This is a genomic window from Stenotrophomonas sp. YJH_SMC_82, from assembly GCF_059368875.1.
The window spans coordinates 511487-536374 of record NZ_JCAFSE010000003.1 but is presented as its reverse complement, the minus strand read 5'-3'; the positions used below and the strand labels follow the sequence as shown (position 1 = coordinate 536374).

The window sequence follows — 24888 nt, the reverse complement described above, 5'->3', positions numbered from 1 at the left end:
CGACGCATGCTTCACCCCGTACCAAGCGCGCTGGCGCTGGCAGCCTTCCTGGCTGCCGGCCCGGCACTGGCAGAATCCGCCACCTCCGCGCCCGCCACGGCGCCGCCTTCCACCAGCGGCGATACCGAAGCCAGCAATAATTTCAGCATTGTCCGTTACCGCGCCGACTACCAGGTGCGGCCGGATGCGGGCAATGTGCAGACCGAAACCTACGAAGTCCTGCTCAAGACCAAGGCCTCGGTCGAGCAGTTCAGCCAGGTGCGGCTGAGCTACAGCGAGAAGATGGAAACCCTGGAGGTGCTTGGCGCCTACACCATCACCGCCGACGGCCAGCGCCGCGACGTGCCGGCCGATCGCATCTACACCCAGGAGAGTTACTCCAGCGCCTCGGCGGCGATGTATGCCGACCGCAAGGTGCGGGTGATCGTGTTCCCGAACCTGGCCCCGGGCACGCGCCTGTACTACCAGGTGCGCCGCACCCAGGCCACGCCGTACTTCCCGGGCTATTTCGGCCTGTGGGAGACCTTCAACGTCTTCACCGAGTACGAAGACGCCGAGGTCACCCTGACTGCGCCGGCCAACCTGCCGATGTTCGTCGACAGCCGCGGCGTGCAGGGCAGCGATCGCCCGACGGTGAAGAACGGCCAGGCGCAGTGGCGCTGGCGCTACCAGCGGCGCGAAGCCATGCCGGCACAGAACTGGTCGGCGGCGGGCTGGGAGTTCGGCCCGAACATCATGGCCAGCACCTATCGTGACTGGTCGCAGATGGGACGCGCCTACCAACTCAAGGCCGGCCCGGCGGCCGACGTGACCCCGGCGCTGCAGGCGCTGGCTGATGAAATCACCGCTGGCATCAGCGACCGGCGCGAGCAGGCCGATGCGCTGTACCGCTGGGTGGCGCAGAACATCCGCTATGTGGCGGTGTACCTGGGCAATGGCGGCCTGGAGCCGAACAGCGCGCAGAGCATCCTCGACAACCACTACGGTGACTGCAAGGACCATGTGACGATCCTGGAGGCGCTGCTGGCGGCCAAGGGCATCGCCAGCTCGCCGGTGCTGATCGGTGCCGGCGGCGGCCCCACGCTGCCGAAGATTCCGGTGCTGGGCCGCTTCAACCACGCCATCACCTACATCCCCGAGTTCGATCTGTATCTGGATTCGACCACCGCGTGGGCGCGCTTCGGGCAGCTGCCGGAAGGCGACCTCGGCGCACCGGTGATGCGTACCCGCGACGCCTCGTTGGCGCGCACCCCGGCCAACACGCCGGAGCGCAACGCCACCTCGATGGAAGTGCGTTTCACCTTCGACGCCAACGGCAACCTGCGCGGCGAGACCATTCCGAAGCTGGGCGAGAACGCCGAGATCGGCATGCGCGCCCAGTTCTCCCAGCTCAACGCGCAGAACCGTGCGCGCGCCGAGGAGCAGATCATGGCCGCGTCCGGTTTCGACGGGCGAGGGCAGCTGCAGATCCAGGGCGTGCCGGTCGACCTGACCCGGCCGTTCGGCTATCGCATGGCCTTCCAGGCCGAGGACTACGCCGACTTCAGCGTGGCCGGCGGCATGGCCGTGCCGGATCCGCCGGGCGGCGAGTCGGTGCGTGGCCTGTACGCCACCGCTTCTGCGCCGGCCAACGAGACGCCGTTCTACTGCAATGCCAGCCTGCGCGAGGAAACCTATCGCCTGCAGTTCCCTGCCAATGCGCCGATCATCGCCATCCCGGCCAACCAGCGTTTCACCAACGCCGCTGGCGAGTACCGCGTGGACTGGAGCCGCGAGGGGCAGGACGTGATCGTGCGCCATCGCTTGCAGCAGAACGCGGTGCGAGGCCCGGAGGCGCTGTGCCAGCCGCAGGACTACACCGCGTTCCGCGCGTTGTATCGCGAAGTGCGGCGTGGCTTCCGTGGCCAGGTGCTGTACGGCAAGCTGCCGGGCTCGGGCGGCTGAATCGCCGATGGACGTTCAGGGCGGCATAATGTCGCCCTGATCGCCCATTCATCTTTCCCCGGGCACACTGGCAACCACCTTTCCTGGCGCCCGCGCCCACAGGATTCCCGCATGAACTTCCGCTTCCGTCGTTTCCTTGCCACCACCACCCTGGCCGTGGCCTGCGCCGCCGCCGGCAGCGCCTGGGCAGGCGCCCGCGATGACCTGAAGACCTTCACCAGTGGCCTGAAGGGCCTGGATGGCCAGTTCAGCCAGCAGGTGTTCGACAGCCGCGGCAAGGTGAAGGAATCGACCAGTGGCCGCGTGGCCCTGTCGGCGCCGCGCCTGTTTCGCTGGGAATACGTGCGCCCGCACGAGCAGTTGATCGTGGCCGACGGCAAGAAGGTCTGGATGTACGAACCGGACCTGGAGCAGGCCACCGTGCGCGAGCAGGGCAAGGAAGAGCAGAACAGTCCGCTGACCGCGCTGATCAACCCGGCACTGCTGGAACAGCAGTACGACGTCAGTGAAGAGGCTGCGCAGCGCGACGGCCTGCAGTGGCTGTCGCTGTCGCCGAAGCGCGAGACCGAAGCCAGCTTCCAGTACGCCGCGCTGGGCTTCAATGCCCAGGGCCTGGCCAAGATGGAAATCACCGACGCCGTCGGCCAGCGGACCGTGATCAGCTTCAGTGGCTGGAAGCGCAACCCGGGCTTTGCCGCCGGTACCTTCAGCTTCACCCCGCCGAAGGGCACCGACGTCATCGGTAATTGACCTGTGGGCGGAGGCGATTTGGTGGGTGTCAACCTTGGTTGACATGCCTTTGATCTGCCGGCCAGCGGCCGGCACTACCGATCCTGTGGCCTGATCTGCCGGGCATGGCCTGGCCCTGCCTGCTCTGGTGGGTGCCAACCGGGACCGCCTTGGTGGGTGTCAACCTTGGTTGACATGTTTTGATCTGCCGGCCAGCGGCCGGCACTACCGACCCTTGCGGCCTGATCCGTCGGGCAGGGTTCGGCGCTGCCGCAATCCGACCTGACCCGCTCTGGTGGGTGCCAACCTTGGTTGGCAAGCGCTCGGCCAGCTCATCCGTTGTCCGGGTGAACGATCACCTGCCACGCGGTGCCATCAAATCGAACCAGGTCCCAGGGCGTCAGCACCCACAGCACGCTACCGACGGAACTGATATCAACAATCGTTGCATCTCTCAGTTCTTCGGGGATGCCTTCCAGCAACGGTTCAACTACGCCGGTTTCTAGACTGTAGACGTAGAGGCCGCCATTCTCAGAGCCGATGTAAACCTGTTGCTTGTACTGGCACACAGAGTTGAAGTTGATGCCTTCGCCGACCTCGTGTTGGAGGCACTCGAATCCAGTGGAGATGTCGCCCGTAACGATGGTGCCGTGCATTCCTACAAGGACGAGGCGGCCCTGGTCGGTCCTGCAAGCATGAAGCAGCTCGGCAGTAGTGACTTGTTCGGGAACGGTCCAGCTCGAGCCATCCCAGTGCGCAATCAAGCCTTGGGAGCCGATTGCGTAGAGGTCAGCAAAGCCCGTTCCGCAGAGGTCGTTCACGCTGCCCACGCGGAACTCAGCGAGTAGCTGGTTGAATCGCTCATCCTCCCGGACATGGGTCATGTGGGCGCGCCAATCGGCGAATCTCCGGCGAAGCTCTGCGTCGCGTTCCATCGGATCTCGAGGAAGTGCGGGAGCATCGCCCAGTTCGAGCAGGTGGCCGAAATCTTCGAGCCAACTGTCGAAGTCATCCAGATCCGACTCGTCTTCGTCCTCCTCGCAGAAGGCAGTCGCGAATTGGGTTGGAAGCTGCCGCCATCCGCCGTCGCCCCGATGATAGATCTGTCCTCTTGGGCCCGCGCAGAAAAGGGCGTCGCCCAGCAGTCGCAAACGGGTAAGACCTCCGGGGAAGTCGGCGCCTTCCGCCGAGACGTACTCGATCGTGGCCCCAGCACGGGAGTAATCTTCCAGCTGCCCATAGAAATCAAGGGCAAGCACACGACGGGGGCGACCGCCTTCTTCCTCTGGGACAAGCTCTGTGGACATGACCTGGAAGTCCTGCAGGTCATGGTAGAACCACTCCTCTTTGGGGGTGCGGCCAAAGACGAACATGCGGGTGGGTGGGCCGGGATCCGGGTCGTAGTATTCATGCCCAGGGCCAAGGGCTGCAGCCAGATAGTAGATGTCCGCATCGACCGCGCAGCCAGCAATGAACTCAAAGACATTGGATTCGGGATCGCGCACGAATGGGTCCTGAATGGTTGAGTTCCAAATTCTCGGTTACTGATGAGGACACAAGGGCCCCGCGAAAGCATGCTCCATGTGAATCAGCGGCTTACCGGTGGATTGGCTGCGCCGGCTTCGGTTCATTTCCGACACATCGCGGGGCTGCCGGCCAGCGGCCGGCACTACCACCCGTGCGGCCTGATCGCCGGCATGGCCCGGCGCTTTCTGCTCTGGTGGGTTTCAACCGGGACCGCCTTGGTGGGTGTCAACCGTTGGTTGGCACGCTTGGGATCTGCCGGCCAGCGGCCGGCACTACCAGACATCGCGTCCCGCCGCCGGGCACGGCCCGGCGCTACCGTTGGGCGGCGCGGTACAATGACCGGGTGGCAAGACATCGTTCAACTTCCTTCCCTGGTCCCGATCTGCTGAGCGTCGATCGGGAACACCTGCGCCCGCTGGCCGAGCGCATGCGGCCGCGCACTCTCGACGAAATGGTTGGGCAGAAGCGCCTGCTGGCGCCGGACAGCGCGCTGCGTCGCGCGGTTGAATCCGGTCGCGTGCATTCAATGATCCTGTGGGGGCCGCCGGGCTGCGGCAAGACCACGCTGGCGCTGCTGCTGGCCGAGTACGCCGATGCGGAATTCCGTGCCATCTCTGCCGTGCTGTCCGGGCTGCCGGAGGTGCGCCAGGTGCTGGCCGAGGCCGCGCAACGCTTCGCGGAGGGCCGGCGCACCGTGCTGTTCGTGGATGAGGTGCATCGCTTCAACAAGGCGCAGCAGGACGCCTTCCTGCCGCACATCGAGCGCGGCACGATCCTGTTCGTCGGTGCCACCACCGAGAATCCGTCGTTCGAGTTGAATTCCGCATTGCTGTCGCGTTGCCGCGTGCATGTCCTGGAAGGCGTTTCGCCCACCGACATCGTCGAGGCGCTGGAACGTGCGCTGGGTGATCGCGAGCGCGGCCTGGGCGAAGAGGGTATCGAGGTCGCCCCCGAACTGCTTCTGGAAATCGCCACCGCTGCCGATGGTGATGTGCGCCGTGCGCTGACCCTGTTGGAAATCGCCGCGGAACTGGCGGGCGGGGAGGGAGGGCGCATCACGCCGCAGACCCTGACCCAGGTGCTGGCCGATCGCACCCGTCGCTTCGACAAGGGCGGCGAGCAGTTCTACGACCAGATCTCGGCGCTGCACAAGTCGGTACGCAGCTCCAACCCGGATGCCGCGCTGTACTGGCTGACCCGCATGCTCGATGGTGGCTGCGACCCGTCCTACCTGGCGCGCCGGCTGACCCGCATGGCCATCGAGGATATCGGCCTGGCCGATCCGCGCGCGCAGAGCATGGCGCTGGAAGCCTGGGACATCTACGAGCGGCTGGGCAGCCCGGAAGGCGAGCTGGCGTTCGCCCAGCTGGTGCTTTACCTGGCCAGCACCGCCAAGTCGAACGCCGGCTATGCCGCCTTCAACCAGGCCAAGGCCGACGTGCGCGAGAGTGGTACCGAAGAAGTGCCGCTGCACCTGCGCAATGCACCGACCAAGCTGATGAAGGAGCTCGGCTACGGCGCCGAGTACCAGTACGACCATGACGCCGAGGGTGGCATCGCGCTGGACCAGACGGGTTTCCCGGATGCGATGGGCGAACGGGTGTACTACAACCCGGTGCCGCGTGGCCTGGAAATCAAGCTGAAGGAAAAGCTGGACCGGCTGCGTGCCGAGCGCGAAGCGGCGAGGGCGGCAAAGGGTCGCTGACCCGGTTTATGTAGCGTCGAGCCGCGCTCGACTCCGCTCTGGACCGGGCCAGCAGCGCCTGCGGCAACGGCAGCCGAGCATGGGCTCGGCTCTACAGGGCCAATGGCAGCCGAGCATGGGCTCGGCTCTACAGGGCCAATGGCAGCCGAGCATGGCTCGGCTCCACATTGTTCCCGGCGCCGGTCTTTGGCACACTGCGCGGCCACTTTTTCAAGGATTGATGCCGTGCAGGAAATGATTCTGCCGTTGAAGCGCTACGCCCAGTTCGAGGGGCGTGCCAACCGTCGTGAGTACTGGATGTTCCAGCTGTTCATGCTGATCGTCTCCGCCGTCCTGATGGTGCCGCTCGTTGCCGGGCTGGTGATGCAGTCCGACGTCCTGGGCATCGCGTCGATCATCCTGTTTGTCGTGTTCTGGCTGGCCACGTTCGTGCCGGTCATCGCCGTCACCGTGCGCCGCCTGCACGACTGCAACCAGTCGGGCTGGATGTACCTGCTGGCCTTCGTTCCGTTCGGCGGCCTGGTGATCTTCGTATTCGCGCTGCTGCCGGGCACGCCGCAGGAAAATGCTTATGGTCCGGTGCCTTCGGGGCCGTGACATTTCGCGAGTCGGGCATGGCTCGACTCCACAAGAGGCAAAGAAAAGAAGCCGGCATTTCGCCGGCTTCGTCTTTACTTGATGGTGCAGTCGCCGAAGGACAGGTAGTCCGTGCCGGAACTGAACTGCAGCGTGCAGCTGGCGGTGAACGTCGCGCCTTCTTCCAGTGCGCCCAGCTTGGCCGCCTGCTGTTCGTCGTCGCTGGTCAGCCGGGCCAGGACATTGCCCTGGTCGTCGCCGGCCTCGATCAGCGGCTCGCCCGCCAGGTTGCTGGAAACGCTCAGGGCTACGGCAGTGAATGTCACCGTCTGGTTGAGTTGGTCCATGCCCAGTGACGAATTGCCGGCTTCTTCAAAGGCCTGGTAGAGCGTTGGCAGGTCCTGTGCGGCATGGGCGGCCAGCGGCGCAAGCAGGCCGAGGGAGAGGGCGATCAGGGTGGTGTGCTTCAAGGGAGTCTCACAATCATGGGATCCAATCCCATGCCGGTTGTGTGCAGATGAACGCGACCCGGATGGCGGCAAGTGCCCGCCATCCATGGCTGCGCTGGAAGCGGGGCGATCCAATGCCCCGATGGGCGGCAAAATAGGGGAATTGCTGCCCCTTGCGCAACCCGGGCATGCGCGCGCGTGATACACAGTGTGACGTTTGATCGATGTGATAATCATTCGCGTTTAAGGTAGACTGCGGTCCCTTGTGAACCGGCGGCCCTGGGCCGCTTCTGCCGCCGCTGATGAAGCACTTTGTTCCGCCTTCGCGCCGTGGTCCGCTGGCCCGCGGCTTGGCCGCCTTGATGATGGGTCTGCTCCTGGTCACCCCATATGCCCATGCACAGCAGCGCAACCCGCTGCAGAAGATCGGCCGCACCGTGCTCGACGAGCCGGCGGCCAGCTATCGCTTCGAGCATTTCGTGGTGGACAGCCCGGACCAGCAGCGCCGTTGGCGGGTGAACCTGGCGATCCCGGCCAAGGCCGGCAAGGTGCCCTCTCCGGTGCTGTACGCGCTGGACGGCAACGCCGTCGCGATGGTCCTGGATCAGCCGTTGCTGGCCGAGCTGGCCGCGCGCAAGGCGCCGCCGGTGCTGGTGCTGATCGGCTACGACAACGACCTGCGCATCGATTCCAAGGCGCGCACCCGCGACTACACCGCATGGATCGACCGTGCCGACGATGAGAGCGGTACGACCCAGGCGGTCGGCGGTGGTGCTGCGGCCTTCCTGGATGTGATCGAACGCCGCATCAAGCCGGAAGTCGAGCGTCGCGCACGCATCGATACGCAGCAGCAAGCGCTGTGGGGCCACTCGCTGGGTGGATTGTTCGTGCTCAATGCGCTGTACACGCGTCCGGCCGCCTTCCAGTCCTATCTGGCCGCCAGCCCGTCGCTGTGGTGGAGCCAGGGTGCGGCGCTGGGGGATCCGGAACAACAGTTCGTGCAGAACGTGCACGGCCAACCGGCAAGGCTCTGGCTGATGCTGGGCGGTGCCGAGCGTGTCGGTGATCGCGGCAAGCGCGACATGAACAATCCGCGCGTGGTCGCGCACCTGCGCCGCATCGGTGGCGCCACCCCGGATGCGGCGATGCAGCTGTCCGAGCGCTTGGGCAAGGTGCCGGGCCTGAGCGTGCAGTACCGCGAGTTCCCCGGCCTTGGCCACGGCCCGATGCTGCCGGCGTCCTTCCATGCGGCGCTGCATGAGCTGTACGGCGTGACCGATCGCAGCGCCGGCGATGGCGCGCCCAATGGCGGTGACAACGCCGCCGAATGAATCCCTTCGCACGCGCTGCCGTGCGACTCCACTACCCAGGCGAGGCTGCCGACGTGCAGCGGCCCAGGCAACCGATGACCCCCGCGCCACGTGGCGCGACCTACGTGTGCAAGGAGCCTGCCATGTCGTTCCGTCCGTCTCTCCGTCTTACCTCTCTCGCTGCCGGCCTGCTGCTGGCAGTGACCGCCACCGCGCAGCCGGTGTTCGACCAGCCGGCCAACGCCACCTTCAAGGGTGAGGTCGTCTCACGCGGTGAGAACGTGGTTCCCGGCAGCACCGCCGACGTGGTCGGCCGTGGTTTCGTGCCGGGCCAGAAGGTCAGCCTGCTGCGTGGCGACAGCGTGCTCAACGCACAGCCGGTGGTGGTCGATGCCGATGGCAACTTCAAGACCCAGCTGAGCATTCCGGCCGACGCGGTGCCGGGCACCCACCCGGTGGTGGTGCGCGCCAGCCAGCCGGCTGCGGCCACGGTGCTGAAGCTGCGCGTGTCGCCGCAGTTGCCGCTGTCCGGCCAGGCGCAGTTCGCCACCCGGTCCAGCAAGCTGGTGCCGGGCCTGTACCAGTCCGCCTACAGTGCCGCCAGCAACGCAGTGTTCGTGACCTCGGCGGTGGGTCGCCCGCCGGTGACCCAGTCGCAGCTGCTGAAGCTGGACCCGACGTCGCTGAAGGTGACCAAGGCGATCACCCCGGCGCAGGTGCCGGGCAGCACCAATGGTGCGGTGTACGCGGTCTACGGCGTGGGCGTGGATGACACCAACGGCAATGTCTGGGTGACCAACACCCGCCAGAACTCGATCGCGGTCTACCGGCAGAAGGACCTGTCGCTGGTCCACCAGTTCCCGGCCGACACTGTGCCGCACGCGCGCGACGTGGTGGTCGATGGCACCCGCGGCAAGGTGTTCGCCTCGGCAACGGGCGAGGACCACCTGTCGGTGTTCGACGCCAGGACCTTCAAGGAGCTGCCGGCAGTGACGCTGGAATCCGGCGTGGACGACGGCACGTTCACCCCGATGAGCCTGGTGCTGGACGAGAAGGGCGGCAAGCTGTTCACCGTCAGCATCGGCACCCCGGAAGCGGCGGTGATCGATGTGGCCAGCGGCAAGGTCGAGAAGGTCATCGATCTGGGCAATTCGATCAGTGCCTCGGGCGTGGCCTTCGATGCGGCACGCAACCGCCTTTACGTCGCCTCGCAGGGCACCGACAACCTGCTGATCGTCGACGTGGCTGCCGGCAAGGTGCTGCATGACGTGCCGGTCGGCGCCGGTGCGCTGAACGTCGCCTTCGATGATGCCTCCGGCCTGGCCTATGTCAGCAACCGTGGCGCTGGCACGGTCACCGTGGTGAATGGCGACGGCAAGGTGGTCGCCAATCTTGATGGCGGCACGCTGCCGAACCACGTCCGCGCCGATGGCAAGGGCAACGTGTTCGCGGTGAACAAGTCGCGCGGCGCTGAGGACCCGAAGGGTGACCGCATCACCCGCATCACCCCGAAGCAGTAAGTCACACGGTGGGGCGGCGTGCGCGCCGCCCTGCCAGCAAGGAGAACGAGCATGAACATCGCGTCCCGTCTGCGCCTGTGTGCGCTTCCGTTGGCTGTTTCGCTGGTACTGGCCGCCTGTGGCGGCGCGTCGACACCGCCTGATGGCCAGAAGGCCGCCGAGCCGCCCGCCGCACCGGCCGCTGCCGAAACCGCGTTGCCGGCAGGCTGGCAGCGCGTGGCCGGTGCCGAGCTGCCGGCCGTGCATGACCAGAAGGCGATGCTGCCGGCCAAGGTGCATTCCGATGACGGCGCCGATATCGAGGTGACCGATACCAGCCGGATCATTGCCGGTGGCGACGACGTCATCGCGGTGATCGAAGCACTGGGGCTGGGCACGCAGGTATTCGCCGCGCCGACCAACACCACCACCCAGGCCGGCCTGGCCGCGCCGCACCAGTTCCTGTTCAACCGCACCACCGGCGTGGAGGGCGTGCTGAGCCTGCAGGGCTCGCTGTTCCTCGGCAACAGCCTGCGCCGCCACACCGAGCTGGCCAAAAAGCTGCGCGAAGTCGGTGAGCCGGCGGTGGTCATCGATGATCTGCAGCCGGCCCCGGACAAGGTGCGCAAGGTCGCCGCCGCACTAGGGCTGGCCGAAGCGGGGCAAACATTGGCCACGCAGGTGCAGCGCCAGCTCGACGAGGCTGCAGCGATTGGCAAGGGCCTGGGCCATGCGCCACGACTGATCCACGTATCGGCCACCGGCGCTGGCGGCTCGCCCACTGTTGCCGGTGCCGACAGCGCGTCAGCGCAGCTGATCGCGCTGGCCGGCGGCATCAACATCGGCACCGAGGCCGGGGTGAAGAACTACTCGCAGCTGAGCAACGAGGGGGTGGTCGCCGCGGCACCGGAGGTGATCCTGGTGACCGAGCATGACCTGCGGCTGTTCGGCGGTGCCGAAGGCCTGTGGAAGGCGTACCCGACGCTGAAGCAGACGCCGGCCGGGCAGGCCAATCGGGTCTGGGTGATGCCGGATGTGCAGCTGAAGTACACCAGCGTGGGTTCTGGTGCGGGCGCGCTGGCGCTGGCCAAGGCCCTGGCAGCCTTGCCGAAGGCATGAGTCCGGCGGATCGGCGCCGCCGTCGCGGGCGGACGATGTTGATGGTGGCGTTGCTGGCGCTGCTGGGGGCAGTGCTGGCGTCGTTCGCCGTGGGTCCGTTGCGGTTGCCGCCGCTGGAGGTGATGCAGGCGCTTGCGGTGAAGCTGGGCCTGCTTGACCCAGGGGCAGTCAGCAGCCGTGATCTGGCCGTGGTCTGGCAGCTGCGCATTCCGCGCGCCCTGTTGGGCGCGATGGTCGGTGCGTCGCTGGCGATGGCCGGTGCCAGCCTGCAGGGCCTGTTTGGCAATCCGCTGGCCGACCCCGGCATCGTCGGTGTCAGCCAGGGTGCTGCGCTGGGTGCGGTGGCTGCCATTGTTCTCGGCGCTGCCGGTGCGGCCGGCTGGCTGGTGCCGGTGGCAGCCTTCGTCGGCGGCGCGCTGGCGATCGGCGTGACCTATGCGCTGGCCCGGCCCGGCAAAGGCAGTGGGAATGCCACGCTGCTGCTGGTCGGCATCGCGATGGCCGCGTTCTGCTCGGCGCTGATTGGTTTCCTTACTTACATCGCCAGCGAAAGCGAGCTGCAGTCGCTGGTGTTCTGGCAGATGGGCTCGCTGGCGCGCGCCAACTGGGCCGACGTGGTCGCGGTGGTGCCGCTGTTTGCGCTCGGCGTGTTTGCGCTGCAGCGACTGGCCACGCCGCTGGACATGCTGGCGCTGGGTGAGCGCCAGGCGCAGCACCTGGGGCTGGACGTGACCCGTACGCGGCGTCGCCTGGTCGCGTTCAGTGCGCTGCTGGTGGGCGCAGCGGTGGCGTTCGCGGGCTCGATCAGCTTCGTCGGCCTGGTTGTGCCGCACGTGGCGCGACTGCTGGTCGGCCCGGGTCATCGCTGGCTGCTGCCGTTGTCCGGGCTGCTCGGTGCGCTGCTGATCGTGGTGGCCGACACCGCCGCACGCACGCTCGATCCACCTGCGGAGATTCCGCTGGGCCTGTTCTCGGCCGCGCTGGGTGCGCCGTTCTTCCTCTGGCTGGTGCTGCAGCAGCGCCGCAAGGCGGCGCCATGAACGTGCTGCTGAAGCTGCACGAGGTGGTGGTGCGCCGCCAGCAGCGCGAGATCCTGCATGGCATCTCGCTGGCGTTCGAGCCGGGCACGGTGACCGCGCTGGTTGGCCCGAACGGCGCGGGCAAGTCTACGTTGCTGGCGGTGGCGGCCGGTGACCTGCGCGCCGATGCGGGTGAGGTGAGCCTGCTGGGCAAGCCGTTGGCCAGTTACAAGGCGGGGCCGCTGGCACGCGAGCGCGCGGTGATGCCGCAGGAACATGGCGTGCGCTTCGCCTTCAGCGTGGAAGAAGTGGTGGCGATGGGACGGTTGCCGCATCCGCCGGATCCGCGTGTGGACGATGCACGGGTGGAAGCTGCCATCGATGCCGCCGAACTGCAGGCGCTACGCCTGCGCGAAGTGCAGCAGCTGTCCGGTGGCGAGTCCGCCCGCACCACGTTCGCGCGCGTGCTGGCGCAGGACACGCCGCTGCTGTTGCTTGATGAACCGACCGCGGCGCTGGATCTTCGCCACCAGGAGCGTACGTTGCGCAGTGTGCGTGCCTGTGCCGAAGCCGGTGCGTGCGTGATCGTGGTGCTGCACGATCTGAACCTGGCCGCCGGCTATGCCGACCGCATCGTGCTGCTGGAGCAGGGCAGGGTGGCGGCCGATGGCACGCCGCTGCAGGTGCTCACCGAAGACAACCTGCAGCGGGTCTATCAGCAGGATGTGGTGGTGCTGGAGCATCCGCGGCGCGGGGTGCCGTTGGTGGTGGTGACGTAGTCCGGATCTGCTGTCGTCGCCGCGTATCATGTCTGACCGGTATTCCCTCAATGGACTGATGCAATGATCTGTAGCATTTCGCGCGGCACGCTGCTGGCCGTGTTGGTTGGCTTCGCAGGCGCTGCGACTGCGGCTTCCACCTCTCCGGTTTCGCTGACCGATGCGGCGGAGAATGCCTCGCTGATCGAGATACGGCATTCCGCTGGCGCGGGTTCCCCTGTTGCGTCCATCCGGACGCATTACTTCGCCAGCGAGGAAATGTCCGTGAGTTGGGATGACCAGCGGGTGCTGGTGCTTTGCAAGGAGGCGGCATACCTGCAGATTCCCCCTGCCAAGCTCAAGGCCGCCGCGTTGAGCACCGAGCAGCGGCAGATGATCGTCTACCAGGCGCTGATGTCCGGCCTGGGTGCTGTCGCGGGCGTGGTCGGGCCGGCGGGCGAGGTGGTGGCTGTGGCGGATGACGGAAGCGAGACCCGCAGCATTGGTGAAAGCCATTGGGCGTACGGTATCGAGCGCTACGACGTCACCACCCAGCGCATGCCGGGCGGCGCGCTGCGTGTGCATTCCCGCAAGACCGAGACCGTGAACACGACGCCCCCGGCGAGCCCGGACGACACGTTCAGCACCGAGGATGACCAGGCGGCACGCCTGTCCGAACTGGCGCCGGTGGGGAGCTGGACCGAGGTGCTGATCCATGGTGGCCCGCGGCTGCCGCACATTGACCCGGCGACGTCGCTGAAGGGGTGGATTCCGATGGGGGATGACCAGGCGGCGACCGTGGCCGAGGCGCGCACGCTGCACGGCTGCAAGTAAAGGCTGAGAGGGGTCAGATCCCTTTGTCCAGGGGCAAAGGGATCTGACTCCGATCATTGTCGGCCTCATCGTTCCATTTATGTTTGCAATATTCACTTGCGCGCCAGATTGGCAGGTCTAGAATGCGCCCCATGAACCGGATGCCGCTCCTGAAGTTTTTCACCCTGACCCGCGCCAACGCGGAACGGGCGTGTCTGCCTGGAGCCCCACGAGGCCGTTGAAGCGGCCATCGCTGGACCTTCGACAGAGCGCCCCCCGGGCGCTCTTTTTGTTTTTGTTAGTCGACTAACAGTCGACTCTACCCAGTCGACGCTACCCAGCCGACGCTACCCAGCACCGCAAAGGAGAACGTGCCATGCACCAGATCGCCGAGACCGAACGCTAGCCGCGCACCCTGTCGCCAACCGGGGTGCGCGGCCCCTGAAGTTGGCCTTGCAGGAACCTCTTTATGAACACCCAGACCCTTTCCCGTCGTCGCAACCTTGGCATCATTGCCCACATCGACGCCGGCAAGACCACGCTGACCGAACGCCTGCTGTGGAAAAGCGGCGAGATCCACCGCGTCGGTGAAGTGCACGACGGCAACGCGACCACCGATTTCTCGGCGATCGAACGCGAACGCGGCATCACCATCGGCGCTGCCGCCGTGCAGGCGCAGTGGGCGCCGCGCGACCTGCCGCCGCATCGGCTGACCCTGATCGACACCCCCGGCCACATCGACTTCGCCATCGAGGTCGAGCGTTCACTGCGCGTGCTCGACGGCGCCGTGGCCGTGTTCTCGGCCGTGGATGGCGTGCAGCCGCAGTCCGAAACCGTGTGGCGCCAGGCGCGTCGCCACCGCGTGCCGCTGATCGCTTTCGTCAACAAGATGGACCGCGTCGGCGCTTCGTTCGAGCGCGTACTGGAGCAGCTGCGGGACAAGCTGCGGGCGCGGCCGTGGGCGCTGGGCGTGCCGTTGGGCAGCGAAAGTGGCTTCAACGGCTGGGTCGATCTGGTCGATGAGCGCGTGCTGCAGTGGCAGGATGGTGCCGCAACCACGGTGACCCCGTGGGAGCAAGCGACGCGGGCCCAGTGGCAAGCCCAGCGCGATGCGCTGGTCGAGGCCGTGGCCGATCACGATGAGCAACTGGCCGATGCCTGGCTGGAAGGTCGCGTGATCGACGCCGGGCAGCTGCGCGCGGCGATCCGCCGGGCGACGCTGGCGGGTGCGGGCGTGCCCGTGCTGGCCGGTGCTGCGTTCAAGGACAAGGGTATCGAGACGCTGCTGGACGCCGTGGTCGATTACCTGCCGTCGCCGCTGGATCGCCCTGCCGTCAGCGCCGAAAGCGATGAGGGCGAGGTCGTGCTGCCGCCGGACCCGGACGGTCCGCTGGCCGGCCTGCTGTTCAAGATCACCCACCAGCAGCACGGCGCGTTGAGCTTCGTGCGGCTGTACTCGGGCACCTTGAAGGTGGGTGATGCGGTGGCCAGTTCGCAGCATCCGCAGGGGCGGCGTGTCAGTCGCCTGGTGCGGGTGCAGGCCGACCAGACCCACGACATCGAACAGGCCGTGGCCGGTGACATCGTTGCAGTGCTGGGCTGGAAGGATGCGGTCAGTGGTGAAACGCTGAGCGGTCGTGCGCAGCCGCTGCGCCTGGAGAACATCCAGGCACAGGCACCGGTGCTGGCGTGGCGGTTGGAGCCGGCGCGTGCGGCCGACCTGATCCGGATGGCACAGGGTTTGGCCAGCCTGGCCCAGGAAGATCCCTCGTTCCGCGTCGAAACCGATCGCGACACGGCGGAGACCCTGGTCTGGGGCATGGGCGAACTGCACCTGGAGGTGATGGTCGAGCGCCTGCGCAGCGAATGGAAGGTCGACGTAGGCGTAGGTGCGCCGCGCGTGGCCTACCAGGAGACGCCGATGCGTGCGATGACCGGCGTCGTCGGGCGGCTGGTCAAGCAGACCGGCGGCCAGGGCCAGTTCGCGCACGTGGTGCTGGATGTATCGCCGCGCGAGGACGACCAGGTCGTATTCAACGACCGCATCGTCGGTGGCGTGGTGCCGCGCAGCTTCATCGCGGCGGTGGAGAAAGGTGTGCGTGCTGCGCTGTCGGAAGGCCCCCAGGGCCATCCGGTGGTCGGCATCGAGGTCAGTCTTGTCGATGGCCAGACCCATGCCAAGGACTCCTCGGAGATGGCGTTCCATCGCGCAGGCGCCGAGGCGATCAAGGCGGCGCTGGCCGAAGGCGGCACGCAGCTGCTGGAGCCGGTGATGGCGGTGACGGTGCATTCGCCGTCAGCGTCGGTGGGTGATGTGGTCGGCGACCTCAACCGCCGCCATGGTCGCATTGCCCGCATCGACGATCAGGATGGTCGCGCCGAGGTCAGTGGCTTCGCACCGCTGGCGCAGCTGGTGGGCTATACCACCTCGCTGCGTTCGCTCAGCCAGGGGCGGGCCAGCAGCGAGGCGCACCTGCATGGCTACGAGCCGGTGCGCGCTGCATGAAGAAGGTGAGGGGAGCCCGTTCGCGGGCTCCCTTTTTTGTGGGTTCGGGTTTCCACATCCATGCGTGGCGTGGATTTACCGGCTGATCGGGTCGCGAGCTCTGCACTAGATCCACGCCATGCGTGGATGGGGCCCTCGCGATGCGTTTTTTTGCATTGCGATGCAACAAAACTGCAGAAAAAGCTGGATTAAAGTGATGCCTCACGATAAATTGCGCACCCCCCGTTGCTCGCCGCCGCCCGCACCCCTCTCATGCGTGATGACAAAGACCCCGGAACCCTGGAGCTGACCCTGCCGCGCAAGCGCGGTCGTCCGCCCAAGTTCGGGTATGCGATGAGCGATGCGCAGCGGGCCGCACGCTATCGTGCGCGCCGGGCAGGGCAGGCCAACCACGCCGATGTGCGCTCCTGCAGCGACATGGTGCTGCTGGACAAGATCCGTGCAGCGGTGAGCGCGCGCGACACCGAACTGGCCGGGTTCCTGGTCCACGTGCTCTGGCAGCGCTACCCCCTGCAGCTGAAATAGTTCGCTGGCGGGGTGGCCGTTGTCATCGAGCTTGTTGATAATGCGGGATTCAGGTTGTTCCCGCTGGCGTGCCCGGGATGGCAGGCGCGCATGATCGAACGGTTCCCAAGATGACCACCACCAGCGACACCACCACCGAAGCGGCGCCGAGCGGCGCTCCCCTGTTCTATACCCGTCCGGTGCCGCTGCAGGCCGATGTGCACGCCGATCTGCGCATCCTGCCGGGCAAGCTCGAGTTCGCCGCCGGCAACAACGCCATTCCGCTGGTGCTGGGCGAGTTCTCGCTGGCGCTGCATCATTTCCCGATCCTGTTCGCCGGCCCCGGTGCGGTTCCGATGGCTGCCGTCGGCGTGTCCGACCAGAACCTGTTCATCAAGGACGGCCTGTGGGAAGACGAGGCCTATATTCCGGCCTACCTGCGCCGCCACCCCTTCATCTTCATCGACACCGGCGCGGAGAATGACTTCCTGCTGGGCATCGACGAAGAAAGCCCGCGCGTGGTCAAGGGCGGCGAGGAAGGCCAGCCGCTGTTCGTTGACGGCAAGGCCACCGAAATGGTGCAGCAGGCGCTGGAGTTCTGCGGCCAGTACACCCGCGAGCACGAACAGACCCTGGCCTTCTCCAAGGCCCTGACCGACAACGGCCTGCTGGTCGAGCGTAACGCCACCGTGCGTACCCCGGATGGCCGCGAGTTCAACCTCAATGGCTTCCTGGTGGTGGACGTCGAGAAGTTCGTTGCGCTGCCGGAAGCCACCGTGGTCGAGTGGCACCGCAGCGGCTGGCTGGCACTGATCCACCAGCACCTGATGTCGCTGGGTCGCTTCAATGACCTGACCCGTCGCCAGGTCGAGCGCCTGGCCGCCTGATCAAGGCATTGGCAGGGTTGCCGCTGGGCGGGAGCCCTGTCCGGCCTTCAGCACGTCCAGCAGGCGCCGCGCATCGGCCCAGTCCGGCGCGGCGTCATGCGCCAGGTCGACCAGCTCCGCCGCGATGGCCGCATGCTCGCATTGGCCCAGCATCTGCAGCGTGCCCTGCAATCGGTGCGCGTGATGGCCCAGTGCCGATGCATCCGCTCGATCAATAACCCGCTCCATGTTGCCGAGCTCATCGTGGATGTCGGCGATGTAGGCCGCGTCCATGTCAATCGTCTGCGCGGCTGCGCCCAGGCCCTCTGGTCGCGCAATGTCGAGCGCAGGCAGCAGCTGGGCGGCGCGCAGCGGCTTGGCCAGCACCGCGTCGAAGCCCGAGCGGTGGCAGCGTGCGCGATGACGCCGTCCGGTGCGGGCAGACAATGCGATCAGGCGAACGGTGCGCCCGGCAGACCCGCGTAGCTCGCGCGCCAGCACGTGACCATCGGCGCCAGGCAACCCAATGTCGATCAGAGCAACGGAGCGGGGCTGTCGTGCCTGTTCGGCCAGGGCACTGGCCGCATCTTTCACGGCGCACACCTCTGCGCCCCAGCGCCGCAGCTGTTCGGCGATCACGTGGCGATTGAGCTCGTGGTCCTCGACCAGCAGCAGGTGCAGTCCGGCCAGTGGCGTATCGCCCACGGGCATGTCCTGGGCATCCACGCCGGTGCCAGCCGGGCACACCGGCAGGCGCAGGATGAAGCGACTGCCACGGCCCAGCACGCTGTGCACGGTGAGGTCGCCGCCCATTGCGCGGGCCAGCTCGCGCGCGATGGAAAGCCCCAGCCCACTTCCGCCACGCCGCTGTCCGCTGCTGCCTTGCTGGAAAGGCTGGAACAGGGTGGCTACCTGCGCCGGCGCGATGCCGATGCCGCTGTCGATCACCTCCAGCAGCAGCGCCCGAGGACGCGCCGCCGGCATCAGTTGCAGGCGCAGCTCGATGCGGCCGGAATCGCTGAACTTCACTGCGTTCGCCAATAGATTGCTGGCAATCTGGCGTAGCGCATCGGCGTCCACCAGGATGTTCGACGGGGATGCGCCCTGGGCATCGAGATGCAGCTGCAGGCCTTTCCGCTGGGCCTGTGGCCGGATCGCCTCCAGAGCCTGCCGGCACAGCTGGGTTGCATCGCAGGGTTGCGCATGCGGCTTGAAAGCGCCGCTCGCAAGGCGCGAAAAATCCAGTGCGCGATTCAACAGGCTGCGCAGGGATTGGCTGGCGCTGCTGGCAGCGGCGAGCAGGTCACGCTCGCCCTTGGGCAATGTCGATTGCCCCAGCAGCTCGATCGAGGTCAGCACGGCCTGCGCCGAGTTGCGCATCTCGTGGCTGATCACGCCGATGGCATGCGCGCTGCTTCGGTCACCGCGCGCCCGCAGGTGGCGCATTGCGAGCCACAGCAGCGGCAGGGCAATCAGCAGTGGGCCCAGCAGCAGCCACCCGCGCGGGGGCGACGCCTGCATCCAGTCCAGTGCATTCCCGGCCGCGGCAGGCAGGGTCTGGCCTGCCCATAGGTGGAGCAGGCCTGCGTGCTCTTCCAGTGTGATCTCCCGCAATGCCTGTTCGATGCGCCCAAGCAGTTGCTGGTCTTCCCGGCGAACCAGCAGGTAAAGGTCGGTGGAGAAACCGCTATCGAACGGCTGCAGGCGCAGGCTGCCATTGAAATGGCGTCGAACCAGGGGGCGCAGCGTGGGCTCCAGGCCAATCGCCACGTCCGCCAGCCCGCTTTCGACTGCCGCCAGTGCTGCATGCCGGTCTGGCAGCTGCCGCAGCCGGACCTGCGGGTGATGCGCGTGCAGCCAGCTGGCGTAGGGCCCGCCTTCAATGACGGCGATGACCCGGCCGTCGAGTTCGCGCATCTCCCGTGGCAGCCACTCGCCGGCGCGTCCGGCCAACAGGGTGGCGCCGCCACGGAATGCGGTGGACGCGGCAAGGCCGGGGCAGGGCAGCGGCTGGTGCCTTGCGCCGCCAAACACCATGACCAGGTCAGCCTCGTGATGGCATACAGCGAGGATTGATGCGGCGGTTGTCGGGTAGGGGTGTTCCAGGAAACGGAATTGGGCGTGCCGCGCCACCAGGTTGGCATAGCCATGGGCGAGCGTTGGCGGTGATGACGGATCGGCCAGGGCCGCGGGCAGGGGGCGCAGGGAGGGAGTCGTGGCGACCCGTACAGTGCTGCCCGGCAGCCAGCGTGGCGAGCGGATATCTTCGGCCGAGGCAGCCGGCAGGAGAAGGAGCGCCAGCAGCCCCGTGGAGAGGAAGCGGCGGCGCAACGGCGGCTGGCGCCTCACGGTGTCTCCAGTCGTTCGCGCAGTGCGTAGATTTCCACGTCGCTGCGCAATCCCAGCTTGCGCAGCACAGCCACCTTCTGCGTGCTGACAGTCTTGATGCTGCGGTGCCGCCGCAATGCGATCTCGGAGACCGTCAAGCCTTCCAACAGCAGGCCGAGTACTTCGCGCTCGTTGCGGCTGAGCTCGCCGCGATCACCGGCCAGCCTGACGTCCGGTGGAACCCGGGTCAGGCCCTGGGAAACACGTACGATGGCGTCGGACAATGCAGCAAGCGGTTCGGCCTTGCTGACGAATCCGTGGAGTCCGGCATCGATCAGGCTGTTGAGGTTGGTGGTGGGGCAGAGCGTGGCGAAGGCCAGCAATGGCGTGCGCGGAAATTCCCGGCGCAGCAGCGCAACCAGCTCGAGGCTACCCAGGTCGTCACGGGCAAGCGTGAGATCGATGATGGCCACATCTACCGGTGTGCGTTGCAGGCTGCAGAGCAGTTCGTTGCTGCAACCGTGGCTGGCGACGATGTCGAAGCGGAGATCGCCTGACAGGTGCAGGGCGGTGCCGCGACGGACGACTTCGTGATCGTCCAGGAGCGCCAGGCGAAGCCGACGCGGTGCAGGAAATCCATTCATGCGCGGGAGGTGGTCGGCGCCCATGGGCGTGGCCGCCATTCTGGCGCCGCTGTCGCGTCGAACATCGAATTCGTTGCGTTTTTACGACTATTCCTAAAGATCGATGGATGCAGTTGATCGGCCGGGGCTTACGCATTCGTGACGTAAATGGATGGGGTGCTGCAGGCGTCCCGTCGCGGCTGCCGGAACCATTAATGTGACGCGTCACGCCGGCGTGACCCTGCGCCCCTGACCTGACTGGTTGACGCCGTCAGGGCAGGGCAGGGCTATCGAGTCTGCACGCGGGGGATCGACATGCGACCCAGGAACTGCGCCGGGGTGATGCGGGGCAACTGTTTGGCATGGGCGTCTGAGAAGTGGCGCAGGCCGCCCCAGAGTGCGGTGTCTCCGATCAGGAAGCAGCGGTGCTGGGCACGGGTGACGGCGACGTTGAGCAGATTGGGCTTGCTGGAGGCCCAGTGCGCCGCGCCCACCGTGTCCGTGTCGCAGCCCAGGACCATCCAGACAATGCTTTCCTCCTTGCCCTGGAAGGTGTGCACGGTGCCGACGCGCTCCCTGCACCACGTGCGCAGTTCGGTGGTGCGTGGCGCCTGCGTGCCGGGTGGGGCATCCGGGCCAAGCCAGGCGTCCTGGCTCCGCAGTCGCTCGAGCAGGGCATTCTTGATGCGCTTGAAGGGCGAAATGATGTAGACCGGGGGAAGGCTTCCGGTGCTGTGATAGAGCGCGGCCAACGCCTGCTGCACCAGGTCGATCTGGCACGGCACGACCTGCTTGTCGCTGGTGCGGCCGGGGGCGTGTACCCAGGCGCTGCTGCCGATGTCCAGGCTGTCGGCGGGTGGCCGCGCCGCACTGGGTTCCCAGGGGTTGGAGAAGATCATCTTCCCCTCGTAGGCAATCGTGTTGGCAATTGAGAACATCGGTTCGACGCAGCGACGATGCACGCGCAGCGGACTGCCGATCCAGAGCGGCGAGCCGCCGGACTCCATGCGGGCACCGAGCGGGTTGGCCTCGTCGGCCAGTACCTGTACGGAGGTCTTGTCGGGCGAGACGTTCACGCCTGCGGGCAGTGCGCTGGTTCGGCCCAGCGCCTGCAGCAGCTTGACCGGCACGGTGAACACCGGCTCGATCTGCAGCGGATCACCCACCACGACCGCGCGCCTGGAGCGCAGCAGTGCACCGACTGCCGCCTGCGGCACGGCCTGGCCAGCTTCATCGATGAACAGCCAGCCGATCGAGTCCGGCCCCAGGTGGCGGAACTGGCGTGCGACCGAGGCGAACGTGCTGGAGACAACCGGCACGATCATGAACAGGCTCTGCCAGATGGCCAGCGCATCGCGTGGCTCCTGCAGCCGCTTGCCACTCAGCAGGTGGCACAGTGCAATGACGTTCTGGGCGAAGCCGCCGCCCTTCTGCACCACTTCGTGCAGCCAGGCCTGGTGAAGCTGCAGTGCCGCCACGAAGAGATTGGCGCGCTGCTCGTTGAGCTGCTCGCTGTTCCAGACTCCCTTGATCTGCCAGTCCTGATCTTCCAGTTCGGCCGCGTCGGCGGGATGGGACGCGGTGCCGAATTCGGCTTTCAGTTGTTCGAGCTGTTGCGTCATTCCAGCCCATTGCTGCGCCCGTGCCTGCGCGGCGGCCGATGCCTCGGCCAGGGTGCTCGCGGTTTGGCCCAGGTGCTGTTGCGCCGTATCACATTGCGTCCCGAGTTCGAGCCCGCGCTGGGTCCATCGGTGCTGATGATCTGCGTTCTGCACCATTGCGGCCGCATGGCTGTGCGCGCGCTGCCGGTCAAAGATGCGGGCCCACCAGCCAGGCTTCTCTTCCCTGAGCAGGGTGCGTTGCGCCTTGAGCAGGGCGAGCTGTTCATCGGATCTGCTGCGCTGGCCCTCGAGTGCACGGCACTGCTGTGCAGCTTCCTCATGCGCGCGCTGTGCATCGCGAAGCTGAGAAGTCGTTTGCCGGCAGAAGCTCTCCTCATCGTTGCCGCTGATCTCACGGCTGAGCGAGGCGAGCCGATCCAGCTTTTCGACCAGGCCATTGACGATCGCATCGGCCTTGCCGAACGCCTGCCTGGCCTGCTGGAAGCTCATCGCTGCTGGGTTGTCCCGCCACTCCCAGAGCGACTGGTGGCGGGCGCGGTCGTAGCCCTGCGGTGCGGGGGTTTTGCCATCTTTTGGGGCGCTCCTGCTGATGGCCCGCACAAGTGCCTCGCGGTTGGCCTTCCTGCCCAGCGCGCAGCTGATCAGCCCCCAGGCATCGCTGTCTGCCGCCGGTCGTTCATAGGCGCCCCTGCCGTTCCATTCGAGCAGGTTGCGGGCCAGTGGCCGCAGGTAGCCGAAGGTCACGTCCCCTGTGCTGTTGCGCCAGCGCGATCCTCCGGGCTTGCCCAGTGACCGGCTCTTCGGCAGGTCACGCGAAATATTCTCCACGGCGGCATTGTTCGACGATGCGACCACCATCTCGAAGTCGGCCAGGTCGGCCTTCAGTGGCGAGACCCTGCACGGCTTCTCACCTTCGAAGTTCACTTCGCGGGCTGGGCCGAGCGCAGCGGCTGGCGTCGCGTACTGTGACAATGCACGTGCACGCCGCACGATGTTCTCAGCGAAGACCTCACGCAACAGCGTGGTCTTCCCGGTTCCGGGCGGGCCATTGACCGAGAAGATGCCTGAATCGCGCACCTGCTCGAAGATGCTGTTCACAGCGAACTGCTGCATCAGGCTCATCGTGTGTGCAGGATCGCCGGGCCAGTGGCCCCGATTGATGTGGCGCGGGCGCAGCCGGTCGGCAATCAGCGCATGGCCTTCTGGGGTGTAAAGGTCTTCGCGTCGGCTTTCAGGCAATGGGCTCAGATAGGCGCGTAGGGGCGCACTGGCCTTGCCCTGGTCGAGTGCGCCGATGGCCCGCGCGATATCCTCGACGAAGAAACTGTTGAGGATGCTGATCTCCGCGTCCTCTTCGGGCTGGGCCTCGTCGTCCTCGGCGTCGTCCGCTTCCGCCGTTGGCTCGTTGTCCGGCCCTGGGGGTGTGGCTTTTGCTGCCCGTCCCGGCTTCGGCTTGTCTTCAACGCTTTTCGCCCGGATGACCAGCAGCGGAGCGGACGCGTCGCCCGCGGAAGGGTCATGACCCGACCAGTTGCACAGGATGTCGAGCAGGCGCAACAGGTCGTCGGGGCTGCAGGGCGTTGGGCCCTCACCCTGTCCGGCGGGGGTGGCAGCGGCGCTGCGGAACGTTGCTACGTCGCGCTTGAGTGCTTCAAGGCTTGCCTGGAAGGCGTCGAAGTCCAGGCCCTGCAAGCCACGCCTGGAGATCGTGCCCAGTGCCCACGGAACGGTCGATACCGAGATTTCACCCAGCTGCAGCACGCCCTCGGCGCTTGCCCGCAGGCTGGCCGCGCAGGTCAGGCCTTCCAGTTCGGCCCGTTCGTCCTGTTCCAGCGACTCGTCTCCGCTTGGCGTCTCAGCCAGTACCCGCTGGGTGATATCGGCCAGCTGGGCTTTGTCGAATATGCCGAGGTAGACATCGAATCCGCTCAGCCTGCGACCAAATGGCAGGGGCGGGGACCACAGATCCTTCGGGTCCAATCGCTCGAGCTGATCCCTGGACAGCTGCCGTACGCTCCAGTCCGCGTCCTTCGACTCAAGGACCTGGCCCTGCAGATCGTAGGGTATGAAGAACTCAACCCTGTGCCAGAAGCTGAGGATCGCGCGATGACTGGCCTGCAACGTGTTGCGTCGTTCTTCCCTCAACTGCCTGTTCCTTCCATTGTGAAATCGGCCACGACCGGAATGCACCCTTCGTCGGCCATTGTGGCCGGCGCGCACAGCCCTGCATTGGCCATTAGCGGCCGCCGCGGTCGAGTCTTGAGTGTTCGCGACCCCAGCGCCAGCTACTGCAGGCAGGGCAGGTGCGGCGTCGCTGTACGCACGGGTCCGGCAGCGGCTGCGCGCGTGCCGGATGAACAGTGCGGCAGCGGTGATGAATGCGACATCCGGCGCAAGCAGATGTCGACACGCCCTGCCGTCAGCAGGTGCTGCGTGGGGATGACCGATGGCTCAGCGCACCGACTGCGGCACGCGCCTCAGCTTTGCGGTGTCGTAACCCATGGCCGCGATGCGCTGCACGGCCTGCTGGTAGTCGCTCTCGGACACCTGTGGCGTGCGTGCCATGTACCACACGTAGTCGCGCTTGCTGCGCGCGACGATGGTCTGGCCGTAGTCATCGCGCAGCCAGGCAATCACATACTCGGCCTGGATCGGCCAGATGAACTGCATGCCCCAGATGGCGCCGTTGCCGTCCTTCTCGACCCGTCCAACAGGGTGCATCGACTTCTGGGGGGCGTCGAAGCTGCCCTTGCGATAGGTGAAGGTGGTCTGGATGCGCCCGTCGGGCTTCAATGCGTAGCTCTCCACCGCGTCGAAAGCTTTGCGCTCCGGCCATGAGGGGATGTGGGCGATCACATACCAGTCGCCCATGAAGCGTGGCACGTCCACTGAGGGCGGGCGGGGCAGGGGACGGGTATCGGTGGAACTGCAGCCGGAACCAAACAGGCTCAATGCCAGCAGGGGAAGCAGCGAGCGCATGCGCATGTCACA

General features: G+C 66.6%; 19 protein-coding genes. 13 read left to right on the top strand and 6 right to left on the bottom strand.

Going from position 1 to position 24888, the window contains the following annotated elements; genetic code table 11:
• Positions 1–6 precede the first annotated feature (6 nt).
• Together AC5P53_RS15180 and lolA are read left to right on the top strand one after the other, a co-directional pair.
• The gene (locus AC5P53_RS15180; RefSeq protein WP_241886794.1) at positions 7–1944 is read left to right on the top strand and encodes a DUF3857 domain-containing protein; all 1938 of its coding nucleotides are present in this window, start codon (positions 7–9) and stop codon (positions 1942–1944) included.
• A 111-nt stretch (positions 1945–2055) separates the two neighbouring features.
• Positions 2056–2694, top strand: a complete 639-nt coding sequence (gene lolA, locus AC5P53_RS15175) for an outer membrane lipoprotein periplasmic chaperone LolA (protein ID WP_005413289.1) — start codon at positions 2056–2058, stop codon at positions 2692–2694.
• A 311-nt stretch (positions 2695–3005) separates the two neighbouring features.
• Here lolA and AC5P53_RS15170 read toward each other — a convergent pair whose 3' ends face one another.
• Positions 3006–4178 carry a hypothetical protein gene (locus AC5P53_RS15170; RefSeq protein WP_227864393.1) on the bottom strand — a complete coding sequence of 391 codons (1173 nt, stop codon included), beginning with the start codon at positions 4176–4178 and terminating at the stop codon, positions 3006–3008.
• Between the two features lie 449 nt (positions 4179–4627).
• Between AC5P53_RS15170 and AC5P53_RS15165 the strand changes: the two genes are divergently transcribed.
• Together AC5P53_RS15165 and AC5P53_RS15160 are read left to right on the top strand one after the other, a co-directional pair.
• Positions 4628–5905, top strand: coding sequence for a replication-associated recombination protein A (locus AC5P53_RS15165; RefSeq protein ID WP_229653762.1), 1278 nt, complete (start codon positions 4628–4630; stop codon positions 5903–5905).
• Between the two features lie 225 nt (positions 5906–6130).
• Positions 6131–6502, top strand: coding sequence for a DUF805 domain-containing protein (locus AC5P53_RS15160; protein ID WP_014647091.1), 372 nt, complete (start codon positions 6131–6133; stop codon positions 6500–6502).
• Positions 6503–6576: 74 nt separating this feature from the next.
• Here AC5P53_RS15160 and AC5P53_RS15155 read toward each other — a convergent pair whose 3' ends face one another.
• Positions 6577–6951 (bottom strand): hypothetical protein, encoded by a 375-nt coding sequence (locus tag AC5P53_RS15155; protein WP_014647092.1) that lies wholly within the window; start codon positions 6949–6951, stop codon positions 6577–6579.
• A 281-nt stretch (positions 6952–7232) separates the two neighbouring features.
• On the opposite strand from AC5P53_RS15155, the gene AC5P53_RS15150 reads away from it, so the two are divergent.
• The 9 genes from AC5P53_RS15150 to AC5P53_RS15110 all read left to right on the top strand — a co-directional run bounded on the left by AC5P53_RS15150 (position 7233) and on the right by AC5P53_RS15110 (position 17345).
• Positions 7233–8261: an alpha/beta hydrolase gene (locus tag AC5P53_RS15150; RefSeq protein ID WP_032961047.1), complete on the top strand. Its 1029-nt coding sequence runs from the start codon at positions 7233–7235 to the stop codon at positions 8259–8261.
• 122 nt (positions 8262–8383) lie between these two features.
• Positions 8384–9760, top strand: a complete 1377-nt coding sequence (locus tag AC5P53_RS15145; protein ID WP_241886796.1) for a YncE family protein — start codon at positions 8384–8386, stop codon at positions 9758–9760.
• A gap of 51 nt (positions 9761–9811) precedes the next feature.
• Positions 9812–10858: a heme/hemin ABC transporter substrate-binding protein gene (locus AC5P53_RS15140; protein WP_032961051.1), complete on the top strand. Its 1047-nt coding sequence runs from the start codon at positions 9812–9814 to the stop codon at positions 10856–10858.
• Positions 10855–11898 (top strand): iron ABC transporter permease, encoded by a 1044-nt coding sequence (locus AC5P53_RS15135; protein ID WP_241886797.1) that lies wholly within the window; start codon positions 10855–10857, stop codon positions 11896–11898. The genes AC5P53_RS15140 and AC5P53_RS15135 overlap by 4 nt, the downstream gene beginning before the upstream one ends.
• Positions 11895–12656 (top strand): heme ABC transporter ATP-binding protein, encoded by a 762-nt coding sequence (locus AC5P53_RS15130; protein ID WP_241886798.1) that lies wholly within the window; start codon positions 11895–11897, stop codon positions 12654–12656. Before AC5P53_RS15135 ends, AC5P53_RS15130 begins: the two co-directional genes overlap by 4 nt.
• 63 nt (positions 12657–12719) lie before the next feature.
• Complete coding sequence (locus AC5P53_RS15125) at positions 12720–13469, top strand: hypothetical protein (RefSeq protein ID WP_495227453.1); 750 nt, start codon at positions 12720–12722, stop codon at positions 13467–13469.
• 448 nt (positions 13470–13917) lie between these two features.
• On the top strand, positions 13918–15954 hold the full coding sequence (gene fusA, locus AC5P53_RS15120; protein ID WP_241886800.1) for an elongation factor G: 2037 nt from the start codon (positions 13918–13920) through the stop codon (positions 15952–15954).
• A gap of 252 nt (positions 15955–16206) precedes the next feature.
• Entirely contained in the window at positions 16207–16479 is a 273-nt protein-coding gene (locus AC5P53_RS15115) for a hypothetical protein (protein ID WP_005409616.1), read from the top strand.
• Positions 16480–16589: 110 nt separating this feature from the next.
• On the top strand, positions 16590–17345 hold the full coding sequence (locus AC5P53_RS15110) for a SapC family protein (RefSeq protein ID WP_032961063.1): 756 nt from the start codon (positions 16590–16592) through the stop codon (positions 17343–17345).
• Here the strand turns inward: AC5P53_RS15110 and AC5P53_RS15105 are convergent, their stop codons facing one another.
• From AC5P53_RS15105 to AC5P53_RS15090, 4 genes are all read right to left on the bottom strand, one after another.
• Positions 17346–19673 (bottom strand): ATP-binding protein, encoded by a 2328-nt coding sequence (locus tag AC5P53_RS15105; protein WP_241886801.1) that lies wholly within the window; start codon positions 19671–19673, stop codon positions 17346–17348.
• Complete coding sequence (locus AC5P53_RS15100; protein WP_227864399.1) at positions 19670–20320, bottom strand: response regulator transcription factor; 651 nt, start codon at positions 20318–20320, stop codon at positions 19670–19672. The genes AC5P53_RS15105 and AC5P53_RS15100 overlap by 4 nt, the downstream gene beginning before the upstream one ends.
• A 242-nt stretch (positions 20321–20562) precedes the next feature.
• Positions 20563–24042 carry a DEAD/DEAH box helicase gene (locus tag AC5P53_RS15095; RefSeq protein WP_495227452.1) on the bottom strand — a complete coding sequence of 1160 codons (3480 nt, stop codon included), beginning with the start codon at positions 24040–24042 and terminating at the stop codon, positions 20563–20565.
• A gap of 306 nt (positions 24043–24348) precedes the next feature.
• A complete protein-coding gene (locus AC5P53_RS15090) occupies positions 24349–24882 on the bottom strand; it encodes a lipocalin family protein (RefSeq protein ID WP_111206860.1) in 534 nt (177 codons plus the stop codon).
• Between the last annotated feature and the right edge of the window lie 6 nt (positions 24883–24888).